21 protein-coding genes are annotated in these 24,717 nt (G+C 67.2%); 12 read left to right on the top strand and 9 right to left on the bottom strand.

What is annotated here, in order from left to right:
- From E1261_RS23425 to E1261_RS23405, 5 genes are all read right to left on the bottom strand, one after another.
- Positions 1-1,198 (bottom strand): MFS transporter (locus E1261_RS23425; protein WP_238176388.1); only part of this gene is annotated, 1,198 nt, incomplete at its 3' end.
- Positions 1,108-1,602: a GNAT family N-acetyltransferase gene (locus tag E1261_RS23420; RefSeq protein WP_132409910.1), complete on the bottom strand. Its 495-nt coding sequence runs from the start codon at positions 1,600-1,602 to the stop codon at positions 1,108-1,110. The genes E1261_RS23425 and E1261_RS23420, both read right to left, overlap by 91 nt.
- On the bottom strand, positions 1,595-2,794 hold the full coding sequence (locus tag E1261_RS23415) for a type III PLP-dependent enzyme (protein ID WP_132409908.1): 1,200 nt from the start codon (positions 2,792-2,794) through the stop codon (positions 1,595-1,597). Before E1261_RS23415 ends, E1261_RS23420 begins: the two co-directional genes overlap by 8 nt.
- Positions 2,791-4,095 (bottom strand): DUF6271 family protein, encoded by a 1,305-nt coding sequence (locus E1261_RS23410; RefSeq protein ID WP_132409906.1) that lies wholly within the window; start codon positions 4,093-4,095, stop codon positions 2,791-2,793. Before E1261_RS23410 ends, E1261_RS23415 begins: the two co-directional genes overlap by 4 nt.
- Positions 4,092-5,123, bottom strand: coding sequence for a phytanoyl-CoA dioxygenase family protein (locus E1261_RS23405; protein WP_132409904.1), 1,032 nt, complete (start codon positions 5,121-5,123; stop codon positions 4,092-4,094). Before E1261_RS23405 ends, E1261_RS23410 begins: the two co-directional genes overlap by 4 nt.
- 219 nt (positions 5,124-5,342) lie before the next feature.
- On the opposite strand from E1261_RS23405, the gene E1261_RS23400 reads away from it, so the two are divergent.
- The 5 genes from E1261_RS23400 (at position 5,343) to E1261_RS23380 (ending at position 10,820) form a co-directional block, all read left to right on the top strand.
- Positions 5,343-7,064: a cation:proton antiporter gene (locus E1261_RS23400; protein WP_132409902.1), complete on the top strand. Its 1,722-nt coding sequence runs from the start codon at positions 5,343-5,345 to the stop codon at positions 7,062-7,064.
- A gap of 65 nt (positions 7,065-7,129) precedes the next feature.
- Positions 7,130-8,365, top strand: coding sequence for an MFS transporter (locus E1261_RS23395; RefSeq protein WP_132409900.1), 1,236 nt, complete (start codon positions 7,130-7,132; stop codon positions 8,363-8,365).
- Positions 8,366-8,408: 43 nt separating this feature from the next.
- Positions 8,409-9,038 carry a nitroreductase family protein gene (locus E1261_RS23390; RefSeq protein ID WP_238176387.1) on the top strand — a complete coding sequence of 210 codons (630 nt, stop codon included), beginning with the start codon at positions 8,409-8,411 and terminating at the stop codon, positions 9,036-9,038.
- Positions 9,039-9,114: 76 nt separating this feature from the next.
- Positions 9,115-10,149 carry an LLM class flavin-dependent oxidoreductase gene (locus E1261_RS23385; protein ID WP_132409896.1) on the top strand — a complete coding sequence of 345 codons (1,035 nt, stop codon included), beginning with the start codon at positions 9,115-9,117 and terminating at the stop codon, positions 10,147-10,149.
- Positions 10,146-10,820 carry an NADPH-dependent F420 reductase gene (locus E1261_RS23380; protein ID WP_132409894.1) on the top strand — a complete coding sequence of 225 codons (675 nt, stop codon included), beginning with the start codon at positions 10,146-10,148 and terminating at the stop codon, positions 10,818-10,820. The genes E1261_RS23385 and E1261_RS23380 overlap by 4 nt, the downstream gene beginning before the upstream one ends.
- 187 nt (positions 10,821-11,007) lie before the next feature.
- Here E1261_RS23380 and E1261_RS45395 read toward each other — a convergent pair whose 3' ends face one another.
- Positions 11,008-11,151, bottom strand: coding sequence for a hypothetical protein (locus tag E1261_RS45395; RefSeq protein WP_165952623.1), 144 nt, complete (start codon positions 11,149-11,151; stop codon positions 11,008-11,010).
- 287 nt (positions 11,152-11,438) lie between these two features.
- Complete coding sequence (locus E1261_RS23375; RefSeq protein WP_132409892.1) at positions 11,439-12,371, bottom strand: DUF1996 domain-containing protein; 933 nt, start codon at positions 12,369-12,371, stop codon at positions 11,439-11,441.
- A gap of 286 nt (positions 12,372-12,657) precedes the next feature.
- Between E1261_RS23375 and E1261_RS23370 the strand changes: the two genes are divergently transcribed.
- From E1261_RS23370 to E1261_RS23355, 4 genes are all read left to right on the top strand, one after another.
- Positions 12,658-14,817, top strand: coding sequence for a discoidin domain-containing protein (locus E1261_RS23370; RefSeq protein ID WP_132409890.1), 2,160 nt, complete (start codon positions 12,658-12,660; stop codon positions 14,815-14,817).
- Between the two features lie 96 nt (positions 14,818-14,913).
- The gene (locus E1261_RS23365; protein ID WP_132409888.1) at positions 14,914-15,942 is read left to right on the top strand and encodes a LacI family DNA-binding transcriptional regulator; all 1,029 of its coding nucleotides are present in this window, start codon (positions 14,914-14,916) and stop codon (positions 15,940-15,942) included.
- 138 nt (positions 15,943-16,080) lie between these two features.
- A complete protein-coding gene (locus E1261_RS23360; protein WP_132409886.1) occupies positions 16,081-18,312 on the top strand; it encodes a discoidin domain-containing protein in 2,232 nt (743 codons plus the stop codon).
- Positions 18,313-18,366: 54 nt separating this feature from the next.
- Positions 18,367-18,960: a hypothetical protein gene (locus E1261_RS23355; protein WP_132409884.1), complete on the top strand. Its 594-nt coding sequence runs from the start codon at positions 18,367-18,369 to the stop codon at positions 18,958-18,960.
- A gap of 42 nt (positions 18,961-19,002) precedes the next feature.
- Here the strand turns inward: E1261_RS23355 and E1261_RS23350 are convergent, their stop codons facing one another.
- On the bottom strand, positions 19,003-19,839 hold the full coding sequence (locus E1261_RS23350) for a helix-turn-helix transcriptional regulator (protein WP_132409882.1): 837 nt from the start codon (positions 19,837-19,839) through the stop codon (positions 19,003-19,005).
- 148 nt (positions 19,840-19,987) lie between these two features.
- Between E1261_RS23350 and E1261_RS23345 the strand changes: the two genes are divergently transcribed.
- Positions 19,988-20,737 (top strand): beta-phosphoglucomutase family hydrolase, encoded by a 750-nt coding sequence (locus E1261_RS23345; RefSeq protein ID WP_132409880.1) that lies wholly within the window; start codon positions 19,988-19,990, stop codon positions 20,735-20,737.
- A complete protein-coding gene (locus E1261_RS23340) occupies positions 20,734-23,100 on the top strand; it encodes a glycoside hydrolase family 65 protein (protein ID WP_165952622.1) in 2,367 nt (788 codons plus the stop codon). The genes E1261_RS23345 and E1261_RS23340 overlap by 4 nt, the downstream gene beginning before the upstream one ends.
- 10 nt (positions 23,101-23,110) lie before the next feature.
- On the opposite strand, the gene E1261_RS23335 is transcribed toward E1261_RS23340, so the two are convergent.
- Positions 23,111-23,965, bottom strand: coding sequence for a hypothetical protein (locus E1261_RS23335; protein WP_132409878.1), 855 nt, complete (start codon positions 23,963-23,965; stop codon positions 23,111-23,113).
- 160 nt (positions 23,966-24,125) lie between these two features.
- On the opposite strand from E1261_RS23335, the gene E1261_RS23330 reads away from it, so the two are divergent.
- Positions 24,126-24,536 (top strand): hypothetical protein, encoded by a 411-nt coding sequence (locus tag E1261_RS23330; RefSeq protein WP_132409876.1) that lies wholly within the window; start codon positions 24,126-24,128, stop codon positions 24,534-24,536.
- Positions 24,537-24,717: the final 181 nt, after the last annotated feature.

Raw genomic sequence — 24,717 nt, 5'->3', positions numbered from 1 at the left:
CCAGGAGGGCTGAGAGGGCTACTGCTGCCATGCCGTAGAGGAGGGTGGTGGCGTTAGTGAGGGCGCCGATGGCGGGTGGGCCGGCTAGGAGGCCGAGGGTGCCCATGGTGGCGACGAGGGTCAGGGCGTTGGGGCCTTGTTTGGCGGCGGCTGCGTAGAGGCAGGGGGTGGCGGCGGCCATGCCCAGGCCTACGCAGGCGAAGCCGATGAGGGTGGGGATGAGGCCTCCGATGAGGAGGGCGGCGGCGAGGGCGGTGCCGGCGATGGTGGCGCCGGCCAGGACGACTTGGCGGTCGCCCCAGGCCGCTCGGCGGGAGTCGGCGAACAGGCGGGTGAGAAGCATGGTGGCGGAGACCACGGCGATGCCTAGCGGAAGGACCGCGGGTGGCGCGCCGATGATCTCCTTGAGGTAGAGGGCGGACCAGTCGTTCATGGCGCCTTCGACGACGGTGACGAACACCATGGCGACGGCCAGCCACGCGATGGTTCTCGACGGGATGGTGAGTTTGCCCTTGACCTTCTCGGTTGCTGGGAGGTCGGTGGGGAGAAGGGCACGCGAGGCGAACGCCGCCAGGGCCGCGAGGATTGCTGCGCCGATGGTGAAGTGGGTCAGCAGGTTCGTCGTGGCGGCGGTGACGGCGGAGGCGAGGAGGGCTGCGGTGAAGATGCCACCGCTGAACGCGGCATGCAGCTTCGCCATGGTGTTGCGTTCGTACTTCACTTCCAGCGCCGTGCCTTGCGCATTCATCGCAACGTTGAGGCACGCGACCAGGACGCCGTCGAGCAGCATCACCGCGAGCGCAACAGGCTGATTCGGTACGACGGCCAAGGCCAGCAGCACGAGAGTCAGCCCCAGGCAGGCAACCAGCGCGAGCCGTCGCGAACCCAGTCGCCGCATCAGAAACGTGACGATCGGGAACGCGATGGCCGCACCGATGCCGGTGGCCAGAAGCAGCAGCCCTACTTGGGCGTTCGACAGATCGAGGGAGCTCTTGAGCATCGGGATCCTGGCGGCCCAGGTCGAGTACTGGAATCCGAGGAACCCGAACAGGGCGGCGATGGAGAGCTGCGAGCGGCGGAACTCGTCGCGCATGCGGAGAGCCCTTTCTAGAGGACCTTGGTCAGGTAACGGGCGTTGTCGCCGTAACCACTGGGGGCGGGGACGGCCGGATCGGGGCGGAAGCCGTTGGACGACCAGAAAAGTTCCGTGCCGGAGAGCGCGATCAGCGAGATCGTGAGAAACCCGCGATCTCGCGCTACAGCGTTCACGTGAGTCACGATCTCGCGCCCCAGGCCGGTACGGCGGAAGGCCGGGGCGACCGCGAGATCGTGCAGATGCAGGTTCGGCGAACCCACCAGCGTTCCGGCCGACGATCCCAGTTGCGGATAGTCGCCGTACGGGAAGGGGATCGCGAGAACGTAACCGCGGAGCGCTCCGGGCTCTCCGAGAACGAAGCACGTTTCCGGAGAGAGCGCTCTCCAGGATTCCAGTGCATGCCGGCCTTCGGAGAGGCCGAGTGGTCCGTACGCCGCCTGTTCCAGCTCGGCGATGTGCGGCCAATCGGTAGCGCTGATCGGCCGCACGCGAACCGTCTCAAGCATGGATCTCCACCGGCAGCCCAACGACCGGCAGCACAGTCACCGGCAGGGGCTCGAAGCCGTTGAAGCGTTGCGTTGTATAGCTGGTGGAGTACGCGCCGCAGGACAGGATCCAGACCGGATCACCGGATCCGATCGTCGCCGGCACCCGGGCCGGTGACGGTTCCTGGCCGAAGACGTCGTCGCTGTCGCAGGTCGGCCCAGCGACGACCGCCGGCACCCGGAGTCCCTCCGGATGCGTCGGGAACACCATTCGGTAGCGCACCTGGTCGACCTCGTACAACCCATTGAACTTCCCGCAGCTGAGATACAGCCACCGCTCCCGCGCACCGTCCGGCTGCTGCCGTGACGACAGCCGTACGACGTGGGCCCGGATCGCGCCGTAGTCACCGACGAGATGCCGCCCCGGCTCCATGACGAACTCGATCGCGGTCCCGGCGATCTCCTGCAACCGCTTCATCCCGGTCCGGATCGTGCCGAAGATCTCGGCCAGCGACGGGTCGAGCGCCGTACCGGCCCGGTCGAGATAGCCCAGGGCCGGAAGCCCGCCGCCGAGGTTGATCCGGTCGATGTGGATGTCCAGATCCGCGAGCTCGGTCATCGCCTCGGCCAGCTGGCTGAATGCGGATTCCCACGCAGCGCTCGTCATCTGCTGCGAGCCGACGTGGACCGACAACCCCGAAGGAACCAGACCCTGGGCACGCGCGATCGACAGCACGATCAACGCGTCCCGCACCGAGCAGCCGGCCTTGCGATTGAGGCCCCACAACGCACCTTCACCAGTGGTCCCCAGCCGGCAGAACACCCGTGATCCCGGTGCGCTCGCGGCGATCGCGACCACATCGGGAACGCTGTCGGTCGCGAAGTCCCGGATCCCGAGCCGGTAGGCCTCGGCGATGTTCTGATCCGACTTGACCGTGTTTCCGTAGTGAACGCGTTCTGGCGCTACACCGGTCTCGAGCGCCTGGATGATCTCCTGCGGGCTCGCGGCGTCGAATCCCGAGCCGCGGCCGGCTAGGCTCGCGAGAACGCCGTTCACGGGACATGACTTGATCGCGAACCGGACCGCGATCTCCGGCAGTTCCTCGGTCAGCGCGCCGTACGCGGCTTCGATCCCGCCCAGATCGAAGATGATCTGATCGTGGTCTGCGAGTTCCAAGGCGGTTCGCAGCCGATCACTCAGAACAGCGTTCATCTGAACGGACCTGCTCCTGCCGAGGTACTTGCTCTGATCAACGACTGCCAGACATCGATCAGCACAGCGAAGTCGTCCATGTCCTGGCGAGCCTCGTCCAGCAACACCTCGTGCCGGACCGCCAGCGTCTCGGCGAAGTCGGCGTGCCGGCCGCCTAGCCGGCGGTAGGCCGAGCCGAGCTTCTCCAGCCGGTCGAGGTTCTCGTCAACGGGCAACTGCATGCTCTTCCGGACGATCTCCGCCACCGCGGCCGCATCGACATCTCCGTGGGCGTCACGCAGCGAGCTGCCCGCCACGCCCATGCGCTCGTAGACGAAGTGCAGGTAGAGCATCGAGAGGAAGAACTTGGTCAACGCCAGCTGGTACGACGCGAACCCCTCGTCGGTCTTCCGTTCGCCGGTGTGGAAGTTCACGATGTGCCGGTTGTGGAGGACACCGGGCAGCCCGGCATCGTGCACGAGGTGCATCAGGAAGTAGTCGCTGCCGATCGTATCGGTTGCTGGCGGCAACGGAACCTGTTCCTGGATCCGGTGGAAGGCGATGTTCGACATGTCGACACGCATCGGGTCGACAACCGTCAGCACCGACTCGTCGGCACGGAACGGCTCGGTGCCCGCGCCGGTGAAGGATTCCGCCACCAGGGCACGCTTTTCGGCCTCGGTCGCGTCGCCGGGTGCCCACAGACTGACCACGTCGTAGTAGATCTCGGGATCACGCTGCCGGATGTCGTCGATGTCCACGGACATGTCACCGATGAACGACGCGCCTGCCATCACCACCGGCAGGTCGTCGCTGCCTGGTGCGAGGTCGACGGTGGATACCCGGTCGCGGGCCGCCGCGGCCGTCGTACCGATGGTGAGTTCGTGATGGATCGGGAAGATCTTCGCGCCGTCCAGCTCCTGGTAGGTGCAGTCCGAGTCGCGCCGGTGCACGGATTCGCATCCCAGTGCGGCTGCGATCACGAAGGCCCGGTTCGTGCAGGCGCCGTACGAGCGCCGCCCGGGCAGCATCAGGTCGAGGATCCGCTCGGGTTCGGCGATCGCCGCGTCCTTGATCACGTTCTGGAGAAACGCCCGCTGCGCGTTCTCGTCGAGATGCACGATCTCGATCCCAGGGATCAGCGGGAGCGTGGCGAGAACGCGAGCGTGCTCGCCGAAGTCCGCCGGAGCGCTCGAGTCCAGGACCAGAACAGCGATCTCAACGTTGAAATGAGTGACCGCGTACGTCGCCTCTTCGGCCAGTTCGCGCAGCATCGGAGCGCAGGCGCGGTCGGTGGGCAACGCCAGGCAGATGCGCTTCACCGGGTCTCCCCTCCCGTGGCGCTGTGCCAGGAGTCGAGCCCCAGCAGCTTGCGCCCCAGATCGGTCAGCTCGGCGGTCGGGTACCGGAGCGACTCGTGCTTGATCCGGTCGCCGATCAGCGTCGCGTTCCACTCCGGCGTACTGAGCGTTCGCCAGGAATCAATGCGCGAGCGCACGAGATCCTGATGCGTCTCAAGCGCCGGCATCATCGACAGGTACTGCACGGAGCGGACGCTGTTCGCGGAGCGGTTCGGGGCCACGCCATGCGCGAGCATCCCGTTCCAGATCAGGAGATCGCCGGCCTCGAGCTGCGGCCGGATCACCGGAAACGCGCTCCGATCGATGGCGGGTCGGATCGGATCGCGGTCCAGCGGCTGTTCGGCTCGCCAGCTCTCGAACTGGCGGAACAGTTCGGGGCAGCACTGGAACCCACCGCTGTCGGCAGTGGTGTCGGTCAGCGCGATGATGCCCTGGACCCGCTGCGGCAGTACGTCGAGCGTGCTGTCGACATCCCAGTGCAGGTCGATGTCGAAGCCGGTCTCGGTGGCCGGGATCAGCGCCCGGTCGCGGTTGCCGACGTTCGGCGGGTTCAGGTTGAGCCGGTCGAGCGTGACCCAGAGCTCCTCGCAGTCCCAGACGTCGACGAAGGCGTCGTACACGCGCTGCGCCTGCCGGCTGTCCCAGATGAGTTGGTGCTGATAAGCCTCGACAAATCCGTAGATGTACAGATCGCGTTCGAGCTCTGAACGGAATTCATACTCCGGATACCAGGTCTCCGGGTGGTCCGGTTCGAGACCCTGGAATTCCCAGGCGAAGTCGAGAAGCTCTTTGGCATGCGGAATAGCGTGTTTCACCACGGTGTACCCGTAGGTCTGCCAGTGGTCGTAGTCGGCCGCGGAGAGGACCCGCAGCGGCAGGGTCTTCCGGACGTCCCGCAGCGGTGTAGCGGCGAGATAGGTATCGGCATCAGCGCTGGAGTAGGGCACCTTCGAAGCGGCGCGGTACAGGTCTGTCCCAGTGGTCGGCATAGCACATCGTCCCCAGTACGGTCGGCCTGCCAAACCGGTTCAGCTCAGCAGGGCTGTTCCTTCACGGAGTTTCGTAGTGTCCTTATGGAAGTATTCGCAGGAACCTTATCAAAGTAATGAGGACTGTCGAGCGGTGAACGCTTTCCAAATGCCGAAAGCTGCCCGTTCAGACTGCCGGATGTGGCCGTCCGGGCGGCCGGAGACCGCTAGTGTCAGGACGTGGACCATCAGTTCTTGCTCATCGCCGGAGCCGGGCTCGCGATCATGATCGCGGCCGCGGTGTTCGCGCGGCGGACCGGTGTCGCGGCGCCACTGCTTTTGGTTGCGCTCGGCATCGGAGCCAGCTACCTGCCCAGTACGCCGACCATCCACCTCGCACCGGAGATCGTCCTGGCCGGGGTGCTGCCGCTGCTGCTCTACTCGTCGGCAGTGCAGTTGCCGGTGCTCGACATCCGGCGGAACCTCTCGCTGATCGCGTGGCTGTCGATCGTGATGGTGATCGTCTCGTCGCTGGCGATCGGGGCCGTTGTTCATGCCCTGTTCCCGAGCATTTCCTTCGCCCTGGCCGTCGCGCTGGGAGCGGTCGTGAGCCCGACCGATGCGGTCGCGGCGACGGCCATCGGTCACCGGGTTGGTCTGCCGCCCCGGGTGATGACCGTGCTGGAGGGGGAGAGCCTGGTCAACGACGCGTCCGCGCTGGTCGTGCTGCGGACGGCGATTGCCACGATCGGGGTCGTCGGTGGTGGGTTCGACATCGGCCACACCATCCTCGACTTCGGGTGGGCGGTGATCGGCGGCGGTCTGATCGGCGCCGTGGTCGGCATCCTGACCGTGCTGCTGCGGCAACGCCTCGACGATCCGGTGCTCAATACAACGATCTCGTTCGCCGTTCCTTTCCTGGCTTACTTTCCGGCCGAGGAGCTGCACGCTTCCGGCGTACTCGCGGTGGTCGTGGCCGGACTGCTGACCGGCGTACTGGGCAGCAAGCGGTTCAGTGCGCGGGACCGGCAGACGCAGGCGACGACCTGGACCACGATCAGCTTCCTCCTCGAGAGTGCCGTATTCCTTGCCATGGGCTACCAATTGCCCGAGCTGGTGGATGCGGCCCGGGAGGAGACCACGGTCGGTGAGATCACCGGGCTGGTGCTGATCGTCGTTGCGTTGCTGGTGGTGCTGCGCTTCATCGGTCTGGCCTGGCCCGCGTTGTCCGGGCGTTTCGGTCGTGGTGATCGCAACGAGCAGCAGCGAACGCGGTTGAGTCAGTTCGAAGAAGTGCTGGACGCGATGAACCCGGAGAGCGATCGGGAAGAGTCACGCCTCGCCTGGGCGCGCCGCCGGCTGGCTCGCGGCCGGGCCGATGTGGAGTTCGAGGAGCGGGAGCCGTTGACCTCGCGCGGAACACTCGTGCTGGCGTGGGCCGGGATGCGCGGGGTCGTCACGGTGGCCGCCGTACAGACGATTCCGGCGGACACGCCGCATGCCGCCACAGTCGTGCTCGCGGCGTTCCTGGTGGCGTTGTTCACGTTGGTGGTCTTCGGTTTGACGTTGCCGTGGGTGATTGCGCGGCTGAAGTTCCAGTCGGTGAGTCCGGAGGACAAGCGGGACGCGACGCAGGCGTTGCTGCGGCGGATCGGTGAGTCGGCGATCGATGCGATGGGTCCACTCGAGGAGCAGACGATCGCCGGTGAGCCGCTCGATCCGGAGCTGGTCGCGACGATGAAGGATCGGATCATTCCGCGGCTCGTCTCGGCCAGCCGGCAGGCCCCGGCGGCGGCCAAGCCCGACAGCTTCGAACAGATGGCCGTCGTTCAGCGCCGCTACCTGGACGCCATGCGCGACGCGCTCGGCGCCGAGCGCAGTATCGGCGCCTTCAGTTCGGACACCTACCGCCAGGTCGAGACGCTGATCGACACGATCGAGAACCGCTTCAAGCCGGCCTGACCGCTGGGCTGCCGGGATTCGTCAATCCGGTCGCGCTGCGCGCGGCTGTGGGGTTGAGTCCTGGGGTGACGTCCCCATCATCGACTGCTCTGTCGCCGGCCGTGCGCCGCCTGATCATCGCGACGCTGGTCAACACGCTGGGCAACGGCGTGTACGCCGCGATCGGGGCGATGTACCTGACCCGGGTCGCGGAGTTGTCGGTTGCTCACGTCGGAGTCGGTCTGACGATCGCGGGGGTGCTCGGGCTCGTCACCAGTACGCCGCTCGGTGTGGTCGCCGACCGCCTTGGACCGAACCGCGCGTACGTCGGCTTCCTTCTGCTGCAGGCGATCACGATGAGCGCGCTGACGCAGGTGCACTCGTTCGGCGCGTACATCGCCGTCGCCGCGGTGACCGCGATCGCGGACTCGGGGCAGCGCGGCGCCAAGGGGGCGCTGATCGCCGGACTGTCCGAACCCGACCAGCGGGTGCGGACCCGCGCGGTCCTTCGCGTCACCACGAACATCGGGATGGGCGTCGGTCTGGCCCTCGCGGGGATCGTGCTCGCCCTGGACAAACCCGGCCTGTACGTCGGGGCGCTGCTGGCCAATGCGGTCACCTACTGTCTGACGGCCGCGATGATCCAGTTCGGTCTGCCGATCGTGGCCGGGGTGGCGTCAGAGAGCGCTCCCTCGGGACTCACGGCGCTGAAGGACCGGCCGTTCCTGGCGTTCGTCGTACTGGACGGGGTGCTGAACATGCACAACGTGATGGCGCAGCTCGCGATCCCGCTCTGGATCGTGACCGCGACCGATGCGCCGCGGTGGATGATCTCGGTGTTGCTCGTGATCAATGCTCTCGTGGTCGTGTTTCTCCAGATCCGTGCAGCTCGGGGAACGGAACACCTGGCCGGAGCTGCACGAGCCGGCCGGCGGTCGGGGCTGCTGCTCGCGGCCGCCTGTGGCGTGCTCGCGATCACCGATCTCACGTCGGGGCCGGTGACCATTGCTCTGTTGATCGTTGCTGCGCTCGTGCACGTGCTGGGGGAGATGCTGCAGTCCGCGGGTGGCTGGGGAGTCAGCTTCGAGCTCGCTCCGCCGGGTGCGCAGGGGCAGTACCAAGGTGCGTACGCGATGGGTCACCAGTTCGGTGATCTCGTCGCGCCGCTCGTCCTGACCACGATCGCGGTCAGCTGGGGCTGGCCCGGTTGGCTGCTCACGGCCGCGCTCTTCGGGATCGCGGGCGCGTTCATCCCGGTCGCCGTACGGCGTCATCCGGCGGCAGCGGCGGAGGTGTCACCGGCCACTGCCGTTGCGACATGAGATGAGTCGCGGGGTGGGCTCGGTGGGTGAAACACTGACATGCGTGTACACCCTTGACCTGAACCCAGACGAGTTGCTCACCACGACCCGCGCCGTCCGCAAGCGCCTGGACCTGGATCGGCCCGTCGCTCCCGAACTGATTCGCGAGTGTCTCGAGATCGCGACCCAGGCGCCTTCCGGCAGCAACGGCCAGCGCTGGCACTGGCTGGTCGTCACCGACCCGGACAAGCGCGCGAAGATCGCGGAGTACTACCGCGCTTCGCTGCACGCGTACTTCGCGGCGAACGAGGCTGCCCGCGGGCCCGAGACCGATCCGGTACAGAAGCGGGTCTACGACAGTTCGGCGTACCTGGGTGACAACCTCGGCAAGGTGCCGGTCTTCGTGATCGCGTGCATCACCGCGCCCTCGCTACCGCAGGACAACCAGGCCGGCGTGTGGGGTTCGATCCTCCCCGCCGCCTGGAACTTCATGCTCGCCGCGCGGGCCCGCGGGCTGGGGACGACGTGGACCACGCTGCATCTCAAGTACGAGCGGGAGGTGGCGGAGCTACTCGGCGTACCGGATGAGGTCCGGCAGGGGGTGCTGATCCCGGTCGCACACACGATCGGCACCGACTTCAAGCCCGGCCCGCGTCGGGACCTGGACAACGTCGTTCACTACGACAAGTGGTGATGCCGCGGGAATGAACCCCACCCTGTTGCGCGTTGACATGTCAACCTAGACTTGAAGACGTGGACAGGAGCGGGAAATGAGTGGCCTGGAGTTCGGTCTCGACACGTTCGGCGATGTGCCGGAGGGTGCGAACGGCGAGCTGGTGTCGGATGCGGCGGCGATCCGGCAGGTGGTGCAGGAGGCCGTACTGGCCGATGAGCTGGGCGTGGATGCGATCGCTCTCGGCGAGCACCACCGGCCGGAGTACTCGATCTCTTCACCGGAGACCGTGCTGGCCGGAATCGCCGGGCAGACATCGCGGATCAAGCTGGGCTCGGGCGTGACCGTGCTCAGTTCGGACGACCCGGTGCGGGTCTTCCAGCGGTTCTCGACCCTGGACGCGCTGTCGAACGGCCGTGCGGAGGTCATCCTCGGGCGCGGCTCGTTCACCGAGTCCTTCCCACTGTTCGGGTACGACCTGGCCGACTACGAGGTGCTGTTCGAGGAGAAGCTGCAGCTGTTCGCGCGGCTGCTCGACGAGAAGCCGGTGACCTGGGAAGGCACGGTCCGGGCGTCCCTCGACAACGCGGACGTCTACCCGAAGACGGAGTCCGGCCGGTTGACCACCTGGGTCGGCGTCGGCGGATCACCGCAGTCCGTCATCCGTACGGCGTTCTACGGGCTGCCGCTGATGCTGGCGATCATCGGCGGTTCGCCGGAGCGGTTCGCGCCGTACCTGGATCTGTACAAGCGGGCGTCCGAGCAGTTCGGAACTGTCGCCCAGCCGGTCGGCATGCATTCACCGGGGTTCATTGCGGACACCGATGAGGCGGCTAAGGAGATCTACTACCCGCGCTACAAGGTGATGCGGGACCGCATCGGCGCGCTGCGCGGCTGGCCGCCGGTGAAGCGGTCGGAGTTCGACGCCGAGGTCGCGCACGGTTCGCTGTACGTCGGTTCGCCGGACACTGTGGCTCGCCGGATCGCCGGTGCGATCCAGAAGCTCGGCGTCGGGCGGTTCGACCTGATCTATTCGGCGGGATCGGTGCCTGGCGCTGACCGGCTGCGGGCCGTGGAGTTGTACGGCAGCAAGGTGATCCCGATGGTGCGCGAGATCCTGGCGGAAGCATGAGCAAGCCTGTTCTTGCGATCCTGGGCGCGGGCAAGGTGGGGACGGTGCTGGCGCGGCTCGCGGTCGGGGCCGGGTATCCGGTGCTGATCGCCGGGTCCGGTGAGGTCTCGAAGATCGCGCTGATCGTGGAGGTCGTCACGCCGGGCGCGGTCGCGACGACCGCGGCCGACGCGGCGGCGCGCGCGGATGTGGTGATCCTCGCGCTACCGCTCGGCAAGCACCGGACGCTGCCGGTCGAAGCGCTGCGCGGCAAGCTCGTGATCGATGCGATGAACTACTGGTGGGAGGTCGACGGTATCCGCGACGACCTCACTGATCCACGCACCTCGTCGTCCGAGATCGTCCAGGACTTCCTGCCCGAGTCGCGCGTGGTGAAGGCCTTCAATCACATGGGCTACCACGACCTCGAGGACGGTGCCGTGCCGGCTGGATCACCTGAGCGCAAGGCGATCGCAGTCGCGGGCCCGGCCCTGGAGGCAGCCGAGGTGGCGGCGATCGTCGACGCCCTCGGCTTCGACCCGGTGATCGCAGGCTCCCTGGCCGACGGCGTCCAACTGGAGCCAGGCACCGAAGCCTTCGGCGCCAACGTCACCGCAGCCGACCTGCAAACCCTGCTCGACCGCTTCCCGGAGTCGCCCCGAGGCCTCGCAGTCCGAACCGCCCGCACCTAGCCAAACGACGAGCCGTCGCACCTGCGGCCGGACATCCCCACAGCTGGCCTCCCGGGCTGTGGCGGTCGTGCGGAAAATGAGGGGATCTCCGCTCAGATTGCCGGTTCTCCCCTCGTTATTTGACCGGAGAACCAGCACATTGAACGGATACCCCTGCTCCTGAGCGGCGGAGCCCGAGGACGGCTACCTAGTAGCGGTCGATCGGGAACTCCGCCGAGGTCCGGCCGAACTTGGCGTCCAGCAGAGCGTCGTCGTCGGCAACGCTGGATCGCGTGCCCTCCGTCTCGAGCAGACGCAACAAGGCCAACAACCGGCGAGTCAGTTCGCACATACCGGATCACCCCCTCCCAGCCTCCCTATCGTTCTGGGGGGCCAGAACGTTTCGCACAACTTTGTTGCGGTCGGCAACGGAGGCCCGGGAAGCAGCGTTCGGGGCCGGAAGATGTTCCGAGGAGTGAACAAGACGGTCACAGTGTGCGACACCACCGCCTGGCGGCCGGTAGGAGCGGGTGAGAGCGAGGTCACAGACCTTGCGGAGTTTGAGGTCCATGGCGTGGGTCCGCCGTCCTGCGGTGCCGGGGGCTGCCCTGTCCCCGGCACCGCAGGAGGATCAAGAGGTCAGGGGCGTCCGGGGAGCCGGTAGTTGTCGCCGAGAACCTGACCGCGGTCGGGTTTGTAGAGGTCGAAGCCGCGCGAGTTGCACTGCAGACCACCGTTGATGCAGTGGCTCACCAGGGCAGCCAGCGTCGGCGGATCCCAGGCGTTGAAGAAGTCGTAGTGCCAGGAGTAGCCACGTCCGCTCGCCAGCCGGACGTTGGTCACGTCGCCGTCGGCCGGGAACGCGATCTTGAACTCCAGCATCGGCAGCGGATTCGGGTGCGAGGCCGGGCAGGCCCCGTTGACCGGGTAGGCCATGTGACTCTTGTGATCGGCGCTGTCCAGGTCACGGCCGTTCCAGCAACTAGGCGCCTGGTAGCGGATGTTGAGCTGGGTTCCCGCCGGACAGTTCGCCGGGAAGTCCCAGTTGTGCGCGCTGTCGCCGCACTCCCAGCCCTCGACGGCACCAGGAGAAGTGCGGAACGCATCCTGGGTCGCGGTCGGGCTGCCGACGACGAACCGGATCCCCGGCGGGAACGGGCGGACCGCCTGGTAGTCGAGGATGCCGGACTTGTAGTAGATGGTCTGGTGCCAGGTCTGACTCACCGGGTCGTTGCCGCGGAACATCGTCGGCCACCAGTACGCCGACAGGTCGTCGGGGTTCAGGCAGGTCGTCGCGTACGGACCGGCAGCGTTCAGGCTGTTCAGGGTGGTGGCGGCGTTGGTGGTCTTGTTGCCCACGAAGCTGTGGTCGTGAGATGCGCCCGGCAGGTTCGGGAACACGATCGGGTCGTCGGGCGCCCGGTGGTTCACGGTGCAGTTGACCTGGAACTCGTGATGCGTCACCTCGTCGGCGGCGTGTGCCGACGAGCCTGCGAGAACGGTCAGTACGGCGGCGATGAGTCCGGCGGCGGTACCGCCGGAGTACAGCACTTTCTTCCTTGTCGAGAACACGGAGCTCCTCCTGTCGGGGGGTCCGCGGGGGCGGCGATCGGTCAGGTCGCAAAGGGGTGATCGGGGTGTCCCGCGGTTGGACAGATCGCGAGAGAGCGCTCTCTGGAGAACCATGATCCCGGTGCCTCGCGGTGTCAACCCTCCGTGGTTCCGGAACCACGCTGAGCGTGAAACCGGCGTACCGAAGCATTGACAACACCGGAAAGCAACGGCCACGATCGCTCCGCGAGAGAGCGCTCTCTCACCGCTCCTGACCCAGGAGCTCTCCCGCAAAGGAGTCCGCCCGATGAAGCTTTTGCCCGCTCTGCGTGCCCGCCGCCGACGGCGCCGGCCGGCCGCCGTACTGATCGCGGTAGCGCTGGTGGCGTTCGGCAACCTGGTGGTGTCGGCCGTCCCGGCGCAGGCCGCGACCCTGCTGTCCCAAGGCAAACCGGCCACCGCGTCGACCTCCGAAGGCGCCGGTACGCCGGCCTCGGCCGCGGTCGACGGTGATGCGAACACCCGATGGTCGAGCGCGTGGGCCGACAACCAGTGGTTGCAGGTCGACCTCGGCGCGACCGCGACCATCGAACAAGTCGTGCTCCAGTGGGAGGCGGCGTACGCGACCGGCTATCGCATCGAGACCTCGGCCAACGGTCAGCAATGGAACCCGATCTACAGCACGAGCACCGGCCCCGGCGGCACCGAGACCCTGAACATCAACGGCAGCGGCCGGTACGTCCGCATCTTCGCGACCACGCGCGCCAACGGGTACGGCGTTTCGCTGTTCGAGTTCAGGGTCTTCGGCACACCGGGTAACACTGGCCCATCGCAAGGAACGGTCCGGATCGCCGGCAGCCAGGGCAACTGGCAGTTGCTGGTGAACGACAATCCTTGGGTCGTGAAGGGCCTGACCTGGGGACCGCCGCCGACCGAGGCCGCTCAGCGGCTGCCCGAGTTGAAGGCGATCGGCGTCAACACGGTCCGCACCTGGGGCACCGACGCGAGCTCGAAGACGCTGTTCGACGCGGCTGCCGCGAACGGCATGCGAGTGGTCGCCGGCTACTGGCTCCAGCCCGGTGGCGGCCCCGGCAGTGGTGGTTGCGCGAACTACGTCACGGACACCGACTACAAGACCACGATGCTCGCTGAGATCCGCCGCTGGACGACCGAGTACAAGGACAATCCCGGCGTTCTGATCTGGAACGTCGGCAACGAGTCCGTGCTGGGTCTGCAGAACTGCTACTCGGGCGCCGAGCTCGAGCAGCAGCGGATCGCGTACGCGACCTTCGTGAACGACGCGGCCAAGGCGATCCACGCGATCGACCCGAACCACCCGGTCACGTCGACCGATGCCTGGACCGGCGCTTGGCCGTACTACAAGCAGTACTCGCCGGACCTCGATCTGCTGGCCGTGAACTCCTACGGTCACGTCTGCCAGGTGAAGCAGGACTGGATCAACGGCGGCTACAACAAGCCGTACATCCTCACCGAGGGCGGACCGGCCGGTGAGTGGGAGGTTCCGAACGACGCGAACGGCGTACCGGACCAGCCGACCGATCTGCAGAAGCGGGACGGCTATTTGCAAGCGTGGAACTGCATCACTGGGCACGCCGGTGTCGCGCTGGGAGCGACGCTGTTCCACTACGGCAGTGAGAACGACTTCGGCGCGGTCTGGTTCAACATCACGCCGGGCAACGAGAAGAGCCTGGCCTGGTACGCGATCCGGCAGGCGTTCGGTGGCCCCGGCGGCGGGAACACGCCTCCGGTGATCACGAACATGACGCTGAGCCGGACCACGGATGTCCCGGCCGGCGGCACGATCTCGGTCAACGTCGCGGTCACTGATCCCGACGGGGATGTGCTTTCGCATGACTTCAAGGTCAACGGGAAGTACATCGACGGCAGCGGCGCGCTGGTCGGCACACCGTCGAGCGGCAGCGGTCCGTTCACGGTCACGGTGCCGCAGCGGCTGGGCGTCTGGAAGCTGTACGACTATGTCCGGGACGGGCGTGGGCACGTGAGCATCGAGACCCGGTCCTTCCGGGTGGTCGCGCCACCGGTCGAGGGGACGAATATCGCCCGCGGCAAGCCGACGACAGCATCGTCGTACCAGCAGACCGGCAACGGAGCGCCGTACCCGCCGTCGAACGTGACGGACGGGAACAACACGACCCGCTGGGCCAGCGACTGGGCGGACCCGCAGTGGGTGCAGGTCGACCTCGGGCAGGTGACGTCGTTCGACCGGATCCAGCTGATCTGGGAGGGGGCGTTCGCTCGCGAGTACCGGGTCGAGGTCTCCGACGACGGGAACGCCTGGAGAGCGCTCTACAGTACGGCGGCCGGCAACGGGGACGTCGATGACATCACGACCGGTGGGACCGGGCGCTACGTCCGGCTGACCGGCACCCAGCGCGGCACCGGCTGGGGGTATTCGCTCTACGAGTTCGGGATCTACAAGCGCTGACCCCACCGACCGGTACGGCGGCCCACCACCTGGGGCCGCCGTACCCTGTGGATAACTTTGAGGCGGAATCGCGTGTCCCAGCTACGATCCGATGCCATGACCCCGGCAGCAACCCGACGTACCGTGACCTTGGAAGACGTGGCCAAGGAGGCGCGGGTTTCGCGCGCGACCGTGTCCCGCGTGGTGAACGGCAACGAGAAGGTCGATCAAGATCTGGCCCGCCGGGTCGTCAAGGCGATCGCCTCCACCGGCTACATCCCGAACGCGGCCGCGCGCACCCTCGTCAACCGCCGTACCGGCACGGTCGCCCTGGTCATGTCCGGCTCCGACGGCTCGGCCGCGCAGGTGTTCGCCGACCCGTTCTTCGGCCGGATCACCGGCGGCGTCGTCACCTATCTGCGGGACCGGGCGATGCATCCGACGCTGATGCTGGCCGACTCCGATCGCGCTCGCAGGGACGCTCTCGACTTCGTTCGGCGCGGGAATGCGGACGGCGCGCTGCTGGTCTCGACCCATGCGGGGGATCCGCTGCCGCAGTTGTTCGTCGACGCCGGCGTGCCGGCCGTGCTGTTCGCACGCCCCGCGCTCCCGGTGCCGATCAGCTTCGTCGACCTGGACCATGAGGCCGGCGCCGCACTGGCTGCGAACCATCTGGCCGAGCGCGGCTGTCGCCAGGTGGCCACGATCGCCGGTCCGGCCGACCTGCCCGCCGCGAACAGCCGGCTCGCCGGATTCCAGCGCGCGATGGCGCGGCACGGCGTCCCGTTCGTACAAGTTGCCCACGGCAACTTCACTGCCGACAGCGGTGAACAGGCGATGATCGAGCTGCTGACCGCCGTGCCGGAGATCGACGGGGTCTTCGCGGCCAACGACCTGATGGCGGTCGGCGCACTCCGGGCGCTGCGCGACCACGGCCGCGTCGTTCCCGATGACGTCGCCCTGATCGGCTTCGACGACAGCGAGCCGGCCCGTCTCACACGTCCCCGGCTGACCACGATCTCGCAGCCGGTGGAAGAGATGGCCGCCCGGATGACCGCCATGCTGCTGACCCTGCTGGACACGCCCGGGACCGCGCCCTCCTCGGTCGTCTTCGACCCGTACCTGGTCGCGCGCGAATCCGCCTGATCCCGGCGGCCTTGACGGCCCTCTGAGTTCCGGAACCACGCTCAGGGAACGTTCCCTTGACAGCGCTCCGGCTCGCCGCCACTGTGGTGAGAGAGCGCTCTCTCGGACCCTTGCCCGCCCTTCTGATTGGTGTCGCCCATGGATGTTTCGTCGCGCCTGCGTGCGCGTTCTCTGCTGGTTCTTCTCGTGCTCGCCCTGGCGGCGACCGGTCTCGGTGCTGGTGACGCCGTGGCCGGTTCCCGGCAGCAGGACCGGCTGGCTGCTTGCGGTACGGCGAACGCCGCGCTGAACCGGCCCGCCACCGCATCGTCGACCGAGAACGCCGGCGTACCGGCCTCGGCCGCGGTCGACGGCAACCCGGGAACGCGCTGGGGGAGCGCTTTCTCGGATCCGCAGTGGCTGCAGATCGATCTCGGATCCACGGTCAGTGTCTGCCAGGTCGCGCTGACCTGGGAGACGGCGTACGGAAAGGCATTCCGGATCGAGCTGTCCGACAACGCCACCGCGTGGACTCAGGTCTACTCGACAACGACCGGGACCGGAGGTGCGCAGACGCTCGAGATCGCCGGCAGCGGGCGTTATCTGCGGATCACCGGCACCCAGCGCTCGACGGGCTGGGGGTACTCGCTGTGGGAGGTCGCAGTGCGCACGAGCGACGGCACCGGTCCGGTGATCCCGCCTACCGATCCGCGCAACCCCGATCTCGGGCCGAACGTGTTCGTCTACGGACCGGGCAGTTCGCAGACCGAGATGCAGAACAAGCTGAACCAGCTCGCGACCGAGATGCACACGAACCAGTTCGGCACCCAGCGGTATGCCGTTCTGTTCAAGCCCGGCAGCTACACCGCCGACGTGAACCTCGGTTTCTACACCCAGGTGGCCGGCCTCGGACTGTCGCCCGACGACGTGAATCTCAACGGTCACGTCCGGGTCGAGGCCGACTGGCTGCAGCAAGGCGACAACCCGAACAACAAGGGCAACGCGACGCAGAACTTCTGGCGGTCCGCCGAGAACCTCGCGGTCACGACTCCGCCCGGTCAGATCGAGCGCTGGGCGGTTTCCCAGGCGGCGCCGTACCGGCGGATGCATCTCAAGAACGCGCCCGAGGTGCAGCTCTGGAACGGCGCTGACGGCTGGGCGAGCGGCGGGCTGTTCGCGGACACCAAGATCGACGGCCGGGTGGTCTCGGGATCTCAGCAGCAGTGGTTCTCGAGAAACTCGGAGTTCGGCAGCTGGGCCGGGTCGGTCTGGAACATGGTGTTCCTCGGTACGAACGGCGCGCCGCCGCAGCACTTCCCGAACCCGTCGCACACGACGATCGGGCAGACCCCGAAGGTCCGGGAGAAGCCGTTCCTGTACTTCGATGCGGCAGGCAACTACAACGTCTTCGTCCCGGCGCTGCGCACCAACTCGGCCGGTACCAGTTGGTCTCAAGGACCGGCCGCTGGTACGTCGATCAGCCTGGCCGACTTCTATGTCGCCAAGCCGGGCGCATCCGTCGACACGATCAACGCGGCACTTGCTCAGGGCAAGCACCTGCTGATCACGCCCGGCGTCTACCACCTCAGCGACACGATCCGGGTCACCCGGCCGAACACCGTCGTACTCGGCCTCGGCCTGGCCACCTTGGTTCCGGACACCGGCCAGGCGGCGATCAGCGTCGCCGACGTGGACGGCGTCAAGCTGGCCGGCGTGCTCGTCGACGCCGGTCCGGTCAACTCGCCGTCGCTGGTCGAGATCGGCCCGGCCGGATCGACCGCGAGCCACGCGGCCAACCCGACCTCGCTGCACGACGTGTTCGTCCGCGTCGGCGGCGCGCACATCGGCAAGGCCAGTGTCAGCCTGCGGGTGAACAGCAACGACGTGATCGGTGACCACCTCTGGCTGTGGCGCGGCGATCACGGTGAGGGCGTCGGCTGGAACGTCAACACCGCCGCCAACGGACTCGTTGTGAACGGCAACAACGTGACGATGTACGGCCTGTTCGTCGAGCACTACCAGGAGTACGAGACGCTGTGGAACGGCAACGGCGGCCGCACGTACTTCTACCAGAACGAGTTCCCGTACGACGTCCCCGACCAGGCCTCGTGGTCGAGTGGCGGCGGTACCCAGGGCTGGGCGGCGTACAAGGTCGCGAACACCGTGACGACGCACGAGGCCTGGGGAGTCGGCAGCTACTGCTTCTTCAGCCCGAACAACTCCATCGTGGCGTCCCGCTCGTTCGAGGTCCCGGACACACCGGGTGTGCGCTTCCACGACCTGGTCTCGGTCTCGCTCGGCGGGGTCGGCACCATCTCGAACGTCATCAACAACACCGGCGGCACCGCCAACACCGCCAACCAGCAGCGCTACGTGGTCAGCTACCCCTGACCTGATGCTGACAAGTACGGCGTCGCCGGGCGCCGTACTTGTTAGCTTGGCTGGATGGGATTCGCTCTGACAGTGGCGCCGCTGGACGGGATCGATGAGCCAGGAGCCGAGCAGGACGCTGCCTGGTACGAGTACTGCCTGGACATGTTCGCAGCGGTGAACGAGCACCTGGCGTCGCTGGGGCTACCGCCGCACACCGAGCCACGCAGCAGCACCGGGGGATCGGTGCACCTGGGCTACCGGCAGCCATTGCTCGAGCTGATCGAGTTGGAGGCGGAACTGCCCGCAGAGCTGGAGGCGACGTTCGACCACGTTCTGATGGCCGGACCGAACGCACTGTTCGTCCCGGTCGATCTGCCGGAGCCGGTCGCGTTGGAAGCCGACGGTGAACTCTTCCGGCTCGGCTCGGTCCCCAGACTGCTCTTCCAGTCTGCCTGGCTGCAGCGTCTCGTCGGCGAGGACAGCTGGTACGACCTGGAGTTCGCGACCGACCTGTACGGCGTGCTACTCGACCGGCCGCTCGAAGGCTTCCCGAAGGGGCTGCCGCTCATGGAGGGTGGTGGCACGGCCGGTGCGGTGCTCTCCGAGACGCTGTGCTGTGCAGCGATCGCCGCCTATGAGACCAACTCGTCGATCCGCATCTGCTGACGCCGTGCCGGTGATCCGTCTCCACTGATGCTTCGCATGCCGTCAGCGTGCGTGTGACCCCTCGCAGTGGTCGATTAGGTTGCAGGTTCCTGCAATGTGGTGCCGTTCGAGGGTGTCTGCTTCGGCGTAGCGGACGCCGGCGGCGAAGCGGGTTTTGACCTCCAGCGCCTCCATCAGCCTCGCCACCTCGTACCGCACGGTGCGGACGCTGAGGGTCAGCCGGTCGGCGATCTCCTCGTCGGTGCAGCCGTCGCCGAGCAGTGCCGCGATGATGTGCTGACGCGGTGTCAGTCCGGCCGTGTAGTGCTCCCGAAGCTCCACCGCGCGGACCGCGCCGCCCCGGACCGCCCGCAGGTACTGTCCGGCGGCGTTGACCGCCTCCGTGCCGTGAATCATCATCAGGCTCCGTTTGCCGTTCAGCACCGGGCCCTCGACGATCAGCCGCTCACCGTCCAGCAGCTTGAGCTGGATCGGCCCGAACGAGACGTGGTACGGCATGTCGTCGGCGGCAACGATGAAGTCGGTGACTGTCGGCGAGCCCTCGCTGATGTCAAAGAAGCTCGTCATCCGGACACCCGCCTGCACCAGCTCGCGGTTGTAGCGGTGGCTGGGCGCGAAGGCGTCCACACTCTGGTGCCTGGTCCAGGTGACGGCCGTCAACTCCTCGGCCCGGCCGCAGTGGTCCTCGAGCCAGTCACGCAGGGCGAAGCGGTCCGTTATGACGAACACCTCAGCGTTACACGGGCGTCTGGCCAGCAGGTCGTCGCGGAACCTCGCTCGGACCACCTGAAGTCGCAGCGACGCGTCCAGGACCTCCTGGCGGCCCACATTGGAGGTGCTCCGGCTGTGCAGTGTGCTGTGCATGCTGATCTGGCGCATCTCTCCACCACCCCGTGACTTCCCCAGTCGCCCGTATGTTCTCACGTAATCGGCCTGTCATGGCCGGAGTGGCGTGTCCGTAGTAGTCGTCTGACTAGTCTGGCAGTTGTCTACTGCAGAAGAGGCCTCACGACGCGAGAGGGTGCAGATGCTGGGACTGCCGACGGGGATCCGGGTCTGTCTGTTCGATCTGGACGGAGTGCTCACCGATACCGCGGCCGTGCACGCCGCAGCCTGGAAAGAGATGTTCGACCGATTCCTCCGCGACTATGCCCAGCAGCAGGGGGTTCCGTTTCGTCCTTTCGACGCCCGCGCCGAGTACGACGCCTATGTCGACGGCAAGCCGCGGATGGACGGCGTCCGCGACTTCCTGACGTCTCGGGGCATCACACTGCCTGAGGGGACGCCAGACGACCCACCGGACGCTCAGACGGTCAACGGGCTCGGGAACCGCAAGAACGAGGCAGTCCAGCAGCGCATCCGCACCGACGGCGTACACGTATTCGAAGGGTCCCGCCGGTACCTGCAAGCGGCTGAGCAGGCCGGACTGCGACGGGCGGTCGTCTCGTCGAGTGCCAACACCCGGGAGGTCCTGGACGTGACAGGCCTCGCGCAGTACGTCGAGGAGATCGTGGACGGCGTCACGATCCGGACCGACGGGCTGAAGGGGAAGCCGGCGCCGGACACGTTCCTGGCCGCCGCCGCGCGGTTCGGGGTCGATCCGTCCGAGGCGGCGGTGTTCGAGGACGCGCTGGCCGGTGTCGCCGCCGGCCACGCAGGTGGGTTCGGCCGAGTGGTCGGCGTGGACCGGGTCGGACAGGCCGAAGAGCTCGCCGCACATGGCGCGGACGTCGTCGTACAGGACCTTGCCGAGCTACTGAACGGGGAAGCGCTGTGATCGACCGTGGACACCACCCTGTCGAGCCCTGGCGCTTGCGCGAGACCCGGCTCTCTCTCGACGACCTTGCGCAGTCCGAGTCGCTGTTCGCGCTGTCGAACGGGCACATCGGTCTGCGCGGCAATCTCGACGAGGGGGAGCCGTACGCGATCCCCGGTACCTATCTGAACTCGTTCTACGAGCAACGACCACTTCCGTACGCCGAAGCGGGCTATGGCTACCCGGAGTCCGGGCAGACGCTGGTCGATGTCACCAACGGCAAGCTGATCCGGCTGCTGGTCGACGACTCGCCGTTCGACGTTCGCTATGGCTATCTGAGCCGGCATGAGCGGTCGCTGGACTTCCGGACCGGTCTGCTGGAGCGTGACGTGGACTGGACCTCCCCGGCAGGCAAGCGCATCCGGGTGCGTAGCCGGCGGCTGGTCTCGCTGACCCAGCGTGCGGTCGCAGCGATCGAGTACACAGTGGAGGCGGTCGACCAGCCGACCCGGTTCGTGATCCAGTCCGAGCTGGTCGCCAACGAGGCGCAGCCGACGTTGTCCGACGACCCACGGGTCGCAGCGGTGCTCGACAACCCGCTCAAGCCAGTCAGCCACGACGGTGGCGAGAACGGCGTCGTACTGATCCACCGGACCACGCACAGCCGGCAGTTGATGGCTGCTGCGATGGTGCACGAGGTGGAGGCGCCGACCCGGTTCGCGATGGACCAGGACGTCCGGGAGGACTGGGCGCGGACCACGGTGATCTGTCAGCTCCAGCCCGGCGAGAAGCTGCGCGTGGTGAAGTACCTGTCCTACGGCTGGTCGAGTCTGCGGTCGGAGACCGCGATCCGGGACCAGGTGGCAGCCGGACTGTCCAGTGCGCGCTTCTCGGGCTGGGACGGGCTGGTGAAGCAGCAGGCCGAGTACCTGGACGACTTCTGGGACGGTGCCGACGTCGAGGTGCAGGGGCATCCAGAACTGCAGCAGGCGGTGCGATTCGCGCTCTTCCACGTCCTGCAGGCAGGTGCTCGCGCAGAGCGGCGTGCTATCCCGTCCAAGGGTCTGACCGGCGCTGGGTACGACGGCCATACCTTTTGGGACACTGAGGGTTTCGTCTTGCCGGTGCTGACCTACACCATGCCGGATGCGGCAGCAGATGCGCTGCGGTGGCGGCACTCCACACTGGGCCTGGCGAAGGACCGCGCCGACGTACTGGGCCTGCGTGGCTCGGCGTTCCCCTGGCGGACCATCCGTGGCCAGGAGTGCTCCGGCTACTGGCCAGCTGGTACGGCGGCCTTCCACATCAACGCGGATATCGCTGAAGCGGTGATGCGGTATCACCGGGCCACCGGCGACAACCAGTTCATCGAAGAGGTCGGGCTGGAGCTTCTGGTCGAGACTGCGCGGCTGTGGGTCTCACTGGGACACCATGACCGCCACGGGCGATGGCATCTGCCCGGTGTGACCGGTCCGGACGAGTACAGCGCGGTTGCCGACGACAACGTCTTCACCAACCTCATGGCCGCGCGGAACCTCCGGGCCGCGGCCGAGCTGGCGATGCGGTTCCCTGGTGTCGCTCGCACACTCGGTGTCGACAGTGAGGAAGAGGCTGCGTGGCGCGACGCTGCCGCGGCCGTCTACGTGCCGTACGACGAGGAGCTCGGGGTGCACCCGCAGTCCGAGGGCTTCACCGGCTACGCGGACTGGGACTTCGAGGCCTACAAGGACAAGTACCCGCTGCTCCTGCACGCGCCGTACTTCCAGCTCTACCGGATGCAGGTGGTCAAGCAGTCGGACCTGATTCTGGCGGCGTACTGGTGTGGCGACGCGTTCACTCCCGAGCAGAAGGCACGCGACTTCGAGTACTACGAGCGCCTGACTGTGCGGGACTCGTCGCTGTCGGCCTGCGTCCAGGCAGTGATGGCGGCTGAGGTCGGTCATCTGGACCTGGCCTACGACTACGCCTATGAAGCCGCACTGATCGACATGCGCAATCTGCACAACAACACCGGCGACGGACTACACATGGCGTCGCTGGCAGGAGCCTGGACCGCACTGGTCGCCGGCTTCGGTGGTTTGCGCGACCGGGACGGCTTCCTGGCGTTCGACCCCGCACTGCCGCAGGGGCTGACCAAGCTGTGCTTCTCGATCCGGTGGCGTGGAGTCAGGCTGACGGTGGACATCAACTCGGGGTCGGTCACCTACACGGTGCGCGACGGCGAGGACGCCAGCATCACTCTCCAGCACGCGGGGGAGGACCTCACGGTCACGGCTGGTACGCCGGTCACCCGGCCGCTGGCCAAGCGGGTTCCGCTCCTGGATCGGCCGACTCAGCCGGTCGGCCGCGCACCTCGCCCAGCCTTCCCGGGCGAGGACCGCTGAAGCTCTGCGATCAGGTCGCGGCCTGTGCCTCGAAGAGTTGAGTGTTCTCCTGCAGATGTGGCACTCGCTCCAGCCGGCTCAGGGCCTGCGCCATGGCTCGCTGGGCGGACGTCTCGCTCGGCAGCATCGTCTCGAAGGCCAGTTGGCACGGGCTGCCGGTTCTGAGCAGCTCGGCGTAGAACTCGATGTCCTGGAGGTCTACTCGCTCCTTGAGGAGCTGTTTGGTGGCCTTCCCGCAGCGCAGTAGTCCGGCGTAGAACGTCTGTGGCGCAGGCTCCTTCACAGCGACCGCCTGGTCGGCCAGGGCCTTCAGAACGAAGTACTCCGCGCTGGCGGTCTTGTCCCGGAGGTAGCGCAGGCCGGCCACCTCGCCCGCCTTGTCGGTCAGGCCGCAGACGGCCCACCCCGGCGGCACGATGAGTGCCTGTGTGGACGGCACGTTGCCCGGCAGCTTGACCTGCGGCGACAGGATGCCGCTGTTCGCGACCGCGCTCTGCGCAGTCTTGGCCGCGTTGTCGATCGGACTGGCGAACGGAGCGGGCAGGACCCGCGTGTTCCACGTCGCATCCGGTACGACGATCACTGCCAGGTTGCCGGTGTTCTTGAGCAGCAGAGTGGTCCGGGAGACGTCGGTTGCCGCCTCGAGCCGAACACCGTCCGCCGCGGTGAGCGCCGGAAGGCGACGTGTCGACTTCGAGCAGTCGGTTGCCACCGCCTGCTGTGTCGTCGTGGGCTTCTTGCTGCTGGTCGCCGACTTCGGCACCGGAGTGGTCGGCACGTCCTCTCCGACGTACTCCGAACCGACTGCACTCGAACACCCGGCAACACCGAGTGCCAGGATCACTACTGCCACCACTGTGGGCATGACCGCCCGACCGCGTCCCGCCTCCACGTTGTCCCCCCTGAATGGTGCAACCGAGCTCACTAGGTCCCCACCTGCCCGGTTCACTGCATCGTCGAGTCTCCAGTGTCGCACCGTGCCGCAACTGACGACAACGTCCGCGCTCCCGGTACCCTGCCCTTTGATGGACGTGACGCGATCTCAGCTGCTGCGCTCCCTGGTGATCCTGGGTGCGCTGGTCGGCCTGTTCGCCCTCCACGGTGGCGCTGGTCAGCCGGACCGGCCGGAGCGGTTCGCTGTCACACCGGTGATGATCACGCTGCCGCTCGATGCGCACGGTGCAATGGAGCGCCTCGAGCAGGTCGCCATGGCCGCACCGCTCACGCTGGCCGTCGACTCCTCGAATCACCAGCACCTGCTGGTGCCCTGCGCACTCCTGATCGGCTCCGTGCTGCTCCTCGGGCTCGGGCTGCTGCTGACCCGGCAGCGGTTCGGCGAGGTGCCGCTGCGGTCACTGGCTAGGCAGGTGCGATGGCTGCGGGCCGTCGTACCAGATCCTCCGGACCTGACGAGACTCTGCGTTCTGCGGACGTGACGGTCAGCTGCTTTCGCTGCTGATCTCACTCGTTCACGCATCACTGCGTGCTGTCCGGAAGGAAGCCGTCATGCGGCTGTCACTTCGCGGCGTAGTCGCCGCTGCACTCTTCGCTCTCGTCCTGGCCGGTTGCGGTACTGACCAGTCCCCACCTGTGGCCGACCCCAGCACCCCGCCGGCC

Origin of the sequence: Kribbella albertanoniae, from assembly GCF_004348455.1 — a bacterium.
Classification (GTDB): domain Bacteria; phylum Actinomycetota; class Actinomycetes; order Propionibacteriales; family Kribbellaceae; genus Kribbella; species Kribbella albertanoniae.
Note: the sequence above shows the minus strand (reverse complement) of the source record. Positions and strands in the feature narration are given on the sequence as shown.

Excerpts from the sequence above, each read along its gene's own strand:
- E1261_RS23420 (WP_132409910.1), bottom strand. The coding sequence starts at position 1,602 with ATGCTTGAGACGGTTCGCGTGCGGCCGATCAGCGCTACCGATTGGCCG.
- E1261_RS23415 (WP_132409908.1), bottom strand. The coding sequence starts at position 2,794 with ATGAACGCTGTTCTGAGTGATCGGCTGCGAACCGCCTTGGAACTCGCA.
- E1261_RS23405 (WP_132409904.1), bottom strand. The coding sequence starts at position 5,123 with ATGCCGACCACTGGGACAGACCTGTACCGCGCCGCTTCGAAGGTGCCC.
- E1261_RS23385 (WP_132409896.1), top strand. The coding sequence starts at position 9,115 with ATGAGTGGCCTGGAGTTCGGTCTCGACACGTTCGGCGATGTGCCGGAG.
- E1261_RS23380 (WP_132409894.1), top strand. The coding sequence starts at position 10,146 with ATGAGCAAGCCTGTTCTTGCGATCCTGGGCGCGGGCAAGGTGGGGACG.
- E1261_RS45395 (WP_165952623.1), bottom strand. The coding sequence starts at position 11,151 with ATGTGCGAACTGACTCGCCGGTTGTTGGCCTTGTTGCGTCTGCTCGAG.
- E1261_RS23370 (WP_132409890.1), top strand. The coding sequence starts at position 12,658 with ATGAAGCTTTTGCCCGCTCTGCGTGCCCGCCGCCGACGGCGCCGGCCG.
- E1261_RS23365 (WP_132409888.1), top strand. The coding sequence starts at position 14,914 with ATGACCCCGGCAGCAACCCGACGTACCGTGACCTTGGAAGACGTGGCC.
- E1261_RS23360 (WP_132409886.1), top strand. The coding sequence starts at position 16,081 with ATGGATGTTTCGTCGCGCCTGCGTGCGCGTTCTCTGCTGGTTCTTCTC.
- E1261_RS23355 (WP_132409884.1), top strand. The coding sequence starts at position 18,367 with ATGGGATTCGCTCTGACAGTGGCGCCGCTGGACGGGATCGATGAGCCA.
- E1261_RS23350 (WP_132409882.1), bottom strand. The coding sequence starts at position 19,839 with ATGCGCCAGATCAGCATGCACAGCACACTGCACAGCCGGAGCACCTCC.
- E1261_RS23345 (WP_132409880.1), top strand. The coding sequence starts at position 19,988 with ATGCTGGGACTGCCGACGGGGATCCGGGTCTGTCTGTTCGATCTGGAC.
- E1261_RS23335 (WP_132409878.1), bottom strand. The coding sequence starts at position 23,965 with ATGCCCACAGTGGTGGCAGTAGTGATCCTGGCACTCGGTGTTGCCGGG.
- E1261_RS23330 (WP_132409876.1), top strand. The coding sequence starts at position 24,126 with ATGGACGTGACGCGATCTCAGCTGCTGCGCTCCCTGGTGATCCTGGGT.